Genomic DNA, 443 nt, shown 5'->3' with positions numbered 1-443 from the left:
CCCACCTGATCCCCAGATTTGGGGAGATGGGCTTCCTGGGCCCCACCCTGCCCCCGGAGTACGGGGGGGCGGGGGTCTCTAGCGCCGCCTACGGCCTCATGGCCTACGAGCTGGAGCGGGTGGACTCGGGGCTCAGGAGCTTCGCCAGCGTCCAGAGCTCCTTGGTCATGTACCCCATCTACGCCTTCGGGAGCGAGGCGCAAAAGCGGGAGTTCCTCCCCAGGCTCGCCCGGGGGGAGATGGTGGGGTGCTTCGGCCTCACCGAGCCCGACGGCGGCTCGGACCCCCACGGCAACATGAAGACCAAGGCCCGCCTCGAGGGGGACACCTGGGTCCTCACGGGCACCAAGATGTGGATCACCAACGGCAACCTGGCCCACATCGCCATCATCTGGGCCAAGGACGAGGCGGGTAGGGTCCTGGGCTTCATCGTCCCCACCGAC

Annotated in this window: 1 protein-coding gene; it reads left to right on the top strand. The window is 68.4% G+C overall.

All coding sequences use genetic code 11. From position 1 onward, the window contains the following. Window positions 1-443: acyl-CoA dehydrogenase family protein (locus tag BVI061214_RS00335; protein WP_211256764.1), on the top strand; the 443-nt coding region annotated here is incomplete at both ends.

This window comes from Thermus aquaticus, assembly GCF_001280255.1.
Lineage (GTDB): Bacteria > Deinococcota > Deinococci > Deinococcales > Thermaceae > Thermus > Thermus aquaticus.
This window is presented reverse-complemented; position numbering and strand designations above follow the sequence as displayed.